5 protein-coding genes and 2 pseudogenes are annotated in these 5392 nt (G+C 41.3%); 2 read left to right on the top strand and 5 right to left on the bottom strand.

From position 1 onward, the window contains the following. Positions 1-520: pseudogene (locus METMK1DRAFT_RS15585) on the bottom strand (IS256 family transposase); the annotation flags it as partial. A 488-nt stretch (positions 521-1008) separates the two neighbouring features. Between METMK1DRAFT_RS15585 and METMK1DRAFT_RS07100 the strand changes: the two are divergent. Continuing rightward, positions 1009-1908 (top strand): AAA family ATPase, encoded by a 900-nt coding sequence (locus METMK1DRAFT_RS07100; RefSeq protein WP_009072233.1) that lies wholly within the window; start codon positions 1009-1011, stop codon positions 1906-1908. 5 nt (positions 1909-1913) lie between these two features. Next, on the top strand, positions 1914-2519 hold the full coding sequence (locus METMK1DRAFT_RS07095; protein ID WP_009072231.1) for a hypothetical protein: 606 nt from the start codon (positions 1914-1916) through the stop codon (positions 2517-2519). A 189-nt stretch (positions 2520-2708) separates the two neighbouring features. On the opposite strand, the pseudogene METMK1DRAFT_RS07090 reads toward METMK1DRAFT_RS07095, so the two are convergent. From METMK1DRAFT_RS07090 to doxD, 4 genes and pseudogenes are all read right to left on the bottom strand, one after another. After that, positions 2709-3119, bottom strand: a pseudogene (locus METMK1DRAFT_RS07090) (ISH3 family transposase); the annotation flags it as partial. Positions 3120-3290: 171 nt separating this feature from the next. Next, entirely contained in the window at positions 3291-3557 is a 267-nt protein-coding gene (locus tag METMK1DRAFT_RS07085) for a hypothetical protein (protein WP_009072227.1), read from the bottom strand. A gap of 128 nt (positions 3558-3685) precedes the next feature. Further along, positions 3686-4183, bottom strand: coding sequence for a thiosulfate:quinone oxidoreductase small subunit (gene doxA, locus METMK1DRAFT_RS07080; RefSeq protein ID WP_009072225.1), 498 nt, complete (start codon positions 4181-4183; stop codon positions 3686-3688). A 5-nt stretch (positions 4184-4188) separates the two neighbouring features. Then, complete coding sequence (gene doxD / locus METMK1DRAFT_RS07075; protein ID WP_009072223.1) at positions 4189-4734, bottom strand: thiosulfate:quinone oxidoreductase large subunit; 546 nt, start codon at positions 4732-4734, stop codon at positions 4189-4191. Positions 4735-5392: the final 658 nt, after the last annotated feature.

The following is a 5392-nucleotide window of genomic DNA, read 5'->3' as shown; positions in this document are numbered from 1 at the left end:
CCCCGTCAGCTACGACGAGAGTGAGGTTGTACCTCCATAGCCTCACCGGGAGGTCCCAGTAGCTCACGACGTCCTCTCCCCAGGTCAGGACCACAGCACTGCCCTCACACCGTCCTCCGTGAGTCCCCAACGCGATCGGGAGCACCCCTTCCTTCCTCCCCTCAACTTCACGTACTTCCCGTCCACGACCACGTACTTGAAGTCCCCCCTCACCTCCAGCTCCTGGGTCCAGAGCTTGGCGTTCAACTTCCCTCCCAACACGGAGTAGAGCAGGAGGAGGGCCCTGAGCGCCAGTCTCTCCTCCCTGAGCAACTCCTCCACTCCAGTCCTCACCCTCTCCCCTGTACAGCACGGGCAACCTCACCGTGACCCACTCCAGCCCGTACACGACCCCCAGGAGGGAGACCCTGAACCCCCTCAGGAACCTGTACCTGGCGTAACCCCTCCTCCTCACCTCCTTCCCCCTGGCGTACCCGGGGGAGGTCCTCCTCTCCTCCAGGGCCCTCCTCTCGACCTCAGCCGTTTCATTTACAGCAGTTATGGGATTCTCCCCTAGGTACCGCCCTGCAATCTAGGTGAAATCTAATAACTGCTGTCATTTAATAGCGCGTCCTTCCCAAGTAGCTCGGGGACGAGCGAGGTCACCACGTGATTGAATGAGTCTCTCATGGTATGACCTAGCGCTCGTCCCCTTTTCGTGTACTGATGTAGGATCAATTAAGTGACTTTCATTCTATAGAAACAAATAGAAATCGCAATGGGGCCCTGAATCACCCGTCGAATATATTCAATAATTTCTCCATTGAATAAGTCCAAATCAACAGAGATATTACAATTTGCAAAGGAGCCCTGAATCGCCCACAGCCTTCCTACCCATAAGTAATACTCGTTATACAAATATAAATAGCTTAACGACGATACTATCAGATAATTTTCCAATTTTGCTCATGTTGGATAACGTCATAATCTTTCAAAACATTTTAAAACTCCTAGAGAAGATATAAAATTATGAATATAAGTGAGGTAGTTGTGGAGGGTTTTAGGGGACTTAAAATTGCTACTAGGCTTAAGAGGGTTAATATTGTCGTTGGGGAGAACGGTAGCGGTAAGACTTCTTTTCTTGAATCAATTTTTATGTCAACTCTTTTCCAATCAGATATAAATGATAATGATATACAGAATTCTGTCATTTATATACTAAACAGTAGGGGAGATATTCTTTCAGCATTTTCCACAGTGTCTGACTCTAAAGTTAGACTTGATGATGTAATAACGCAATTTAAGAAGATTGACCCTTACAGTATTGATGTTGAAATAAATAATGAAAAAGTAGCTGAAATTAGAGTAAAATCTGGAATCTTAATAGCTGAGAATTTATCTGGACCGTTGTTTTTGCCAATTGCAAGGCCTATAAAAAGGGTCAATATTAAATATTCTCCTCTTTACATTTCTACATTCTTTGATTCCTCAGGTAATCCGGAAAGAATTTATAGTATTTCGAAAAGAAAAAATAAAAAAATAGAATCCAATTTTGAAATATTACAGGATGAATATGGTCAGTTTAAGCTATATTATGATGGATTACCCGTCTATGTTATGGGCAGAGGGCTCTTAAAGAGGGAATTAATAAAACTAGCCCTAATGTCATCTGACATCCTCTTAATCGATGAAATTGAAGATTCCCTTCATCCCGATCTTGTAATGGAAGTATTGAATGATATAAAGCGGGAAGAGGGAGTTCAAGTAATTTTCACTACTCACGTAAATGAAGTTGCAAAAATGGCGGGAAAAGTACTTAACGATTCTGAGGCTCAAGTAATTTATCTATCAAAAGCAGGATATAAAACGTACAAGCTTTCAGAAATTTCTGAGTTCGAGAAACCCCTTAGTTGGTTAGGATACGTGTGAAACCTATGGCTATAAGTTGTGATAGAATATTTGTAGAGGGTGCTACCGAAGAGATCATTCTTAGTAAGCTAGGTTTTAATGAAGACAATATAGTAGTAAGATTTGGAAAGGAAGAGGTGATTAAGGAATTTAAAAAGTACTTGTCTTCCTCTATGTCTATCTTGAAAAAGGGAAATGTATGTTTTGTAATAGATGGAGACGAGGAAGGATATAAAGGTGTTTATGATAGACTTAAGAAGGATATAAAAGCACTAGATTATTCTCCACCGTATATAAAAATGTGTAAGGATAACTTATGTTATGTTTTAGTAGTCACAGGCGATAAAAATAATGATTTTAAAGGTTGTATTGAAACAATATTGTTGGAAAAACTAAAGATAGACGAGAAAATTAATGATGTAATACACAGAGTATTAGAATATGAACAACAGAAAGTAGGTCATCTTTCAATGTGTGATAGAGACAAAATACGTTTTTATTTATCGATATTTTTACTTTCTGGAGAACCTACATTGCTTTATCTATCTAAAAGGTTTACAGAAGAATTATTTAGAATAGTTGAAGAGGATGTCATAAGAAATATTATCGCCGATTTCATAGAAATCAAATAGAATTACCAAAAAGCTTTTATCGCTTACGTGAAAAAAGAGAGGTTCACATACCGGGGTTTGGGCTTCATTGAATTTTCATGAATTTGTATCCAATCCTCAGCCCTTGGGCTTCACCAGAGTCACTTCCGTTACCCCTCCGCCCCTTTAGCGGGATAACCCCAACCCACACCCGTGACGGTAGACCCAAAATCACCTCCTTAAAAATAAATCTATAGTGTAAATAAGTGTATCTACTAGATTAAATATAAAATTCTCTGAATTAAATAAATCAGGAAATAAAAGAATTAATAATAATCTAAACTCCTCTCTCCCCACCTCCCCCTTGAATACGGTATATAAGGAGTAGAGTACAAGGGCCAGCACGAAGATCAACGTGCGGAAGACGAACTTGGTGGAACTGGTGAAGGGGAGAAAGGCCTTGATGTTCCGGTGAGAGGTCTCTATGGGACCCCTCACCTTGTTGTACAAGTCCAACACCTCCCCCTTCGGTAGGTTTAGATTAGTCGCCCTAGCGAAGTAAACGAGAGTCCTCTTCTTTCTCTTAACCTTCTCCTTGCTGTACACGAGGAGCCTGAACTTGACCTGCTCGTCCCTCCTGTATTACCTCCCTAAGACTCCCATAACTGCTGTATAAAAATATTTCTAATACTATGAAAAAGATTCAGTCCTTAATCTTACCACACTGCAGTTACATACCTTCACCTAGGTCGCTCATGGGTGTAAAGAATCGTAAAGAGAATCCCAAGACCTCAATATTCTAAGTCAAGGGATCTACGCCGATCCTGTACCGCAATTGCAGAGACCCAGCTCATCTATCTCGGAGTTACAAATAGGACAAGTGAATCCGGTTCCTTTCATTTCGTAGCACATCTTACCAAATTGGGCCAAGTGTGGATTGAATAGGCTCTCAATACCTTCGTGCAAACTTTTAAATCTTATTCTCCAGAGCGGCGAATCGTCCTTAAATAAGGTGAAAGTGATAGATTTTAACCCACCCTTCTCCTCAATATCATCCTGTCTTAACTGAATTTTCTTCATAACATAAATTCTCCAGCACTACTTTAAGAACTTTTTCCCGAGAAAACTAAAAAGTTTTAAAGTTTTAAGTAGTTTAAATCCCAACTGAAGGAACCTCCAACGTACTTAAGTTATTATGGAATAAAAAGTCATATACTGAAAGCAGCCATGGCCTCAGATTTCAAAGATATGCCGGGCGTGTAGAGTACTATGGTATAGTTTCCAGGGGAGAGTTTCAAGGGTAGTAGCAGTTGGAATTGAGCCTCGCTACCTAAGGGGATCACAAAACCGGAGTACCAGTTGACGCTGTCTCTCTTATTCTCATTCCAAGGGGCCTGGACTACCTTCACAGTAAAGTTCGATATCTGGGAAGAGTTGAGATAGATGTGCCACGTGGAGTTATATATTTCCAGGAGGGGAGCGGTAGCTGGATAGGCATCAGGACCATCAATGTCAGTTACATTCATGGCCAATAGAGTTCCGTTCCCGTGTTGACTCGCCTGTATGTAAGTTATCTCAAGTTTGGGAAGTTTCGAGTAGTTCACTAGGGGTCCCACAACGTTCCCGTAAGCCCACTGACCCGTAGCTAAGATCCATCCTGCCACTAGAACCGTGAATATTAAGGCTATCAGGGCGGTTTTGTCCATTTTCCTCACCATAGCTTAATCATGTTTAGGATAGGAACCTTCTTGGACAGAGCCCTATCACCTAACTTCTTGTAGAGTATGCTGTCAAGCCCCATAACTCTACCAGAGGCCGTCAGCATCAGGACCACTGCTCCTGCAGTCAGTAGAGAGCCTATTTGCCATTCGTCTTCACAGGTAGACCCTAACCAGTAGGCTGGAGCGAAGCCCAGGGACATAATCAAGGCAGCTAGAGAGGAAATTCTAGTAAGGAGGCCTATTATTATGAATAGTCCCGCTATTATTTCCACATAGCTAAAGATTGTAAGGAACGCTACGTCCAAAGCTCTGTTCTCCAGTGTCATTATAAGGAAAGGTTTGAACGGGCCTGCATGGGGTAAAAAGTTCACAAGTTTCCCACCAACGAAAGAAGAAGAATTGGGGTCTAACTTGCTTGGCTTCAACACAGCTTTTCTTAATCCTCCGTCCAGGAACATCCATCCTACAGCGAACCTGAGAGGTAAGAGATACTCCATTCTCGTCGAGTTCCCCTCGTTGATTTTCTCCTTAGACATGATCTCACATCATGTCGTGACATCATTCCATTATATAAATTTTTAGTTTATAAAGTTTAAACTTAATAAAAAAAAGAGCTATTAGAATAAAAAATCTCTATATTATTTATTTCCAATCAAGTGGACCTGGCTTAAGCAAAATTTAAGAGTTAGAATCACTCTGACCAGCTACGTTCTCTTTCCACCCTGGGTTAATGAAAATCTTCAAGATACGTTAAAGTCCCATAACCTTTGGGTAGGAGATTTCGTGTCCACCCCTCAGGGAGGAGGTCAGAATATGAGGAGTGTCAGATGTCGAGTTTGGAAAGGTAAATTGGCGTTGTATCGCAGTAGGATGTCCCTACGTACGACCTAAAGGTGCTCTAATCCTTATCGTATATAAGATCGACCCAGACCTGAGAGATACTCATCCAGGTATACGCACATCACCCCTTCGTGACATTAAATTAAACTCTTACCCTATTCTACTACCTTTTATGGAAAATCACAATTAGTCTTATATATTTGCATTTTATCTTATAATAAACGATACTTGGGAAACACTTAATAACGAAGTCCTGAAGCATAGATTCAGAAATAGATGCGACCTAAAGGAAGTTCGAAGAAAAGCGACAGGAAGTACTTCCTGGCTATAGGCATTATCCTTGTAATACTCGCC

Origin of the sequence: Metallosphaera yellowstonensis MK1, from assembly GCF_000243315.1 — an archaeon.
Classification (GTDB): Archaea; Thermoproteota; Thermoprotei_A; order Sulfolobales; family Sulfolobaceae; genus Metallosphaera; species Metallosphaera yellowstonensis.
The sequence above is the reverse complement of the archived record's forward strand: the minus strand, read 5'-3'. Positions and strand labels throughout refer to the sequence as shown.

What these genes read in the sequence shown, in the direction of transcription:
- METMK1DRAFT_RS07095 (WP_009072231.1), top strand. Translation starts at nt 1,914, where the DNA reads ATGGCTATAAGTTGTGATAGAATATTTGTAGAGGGTGCTACCGAAGAG.
- doxD (WP_009072223.1), bottom strand. Translation starts at nt 4,734, where the DNA reads ATGTCTAAGGAGAAAATCAACGAGGGGAACTCGACGAGAATGGAGTAT.
- METMK1DRAFT_RS07085 (WP_009072227.1), bottom strand. Translation starts at nt 3,557, where the DNA reads ATGAAGAAAATTCAGTTAAGACAGGATGATATTGAGGAGAAGGGTGGG.
- METMK1DRAFT_RS07100 (WP_009072233.1), top strand. Translation starts at nt 1,009, where the DNA reads ATGAATATAAGTGAGGTAGTTGTGGAGGGTTTTAGGGGACTTAAAATT.
- doxA (WP_009072225.1), bottom strand. Translation starts at nt 4,183, where the DNA reads ATGGACAAAACCGCCCTGATAGCCTTAATATTCACGGTTCTAGTGGCA.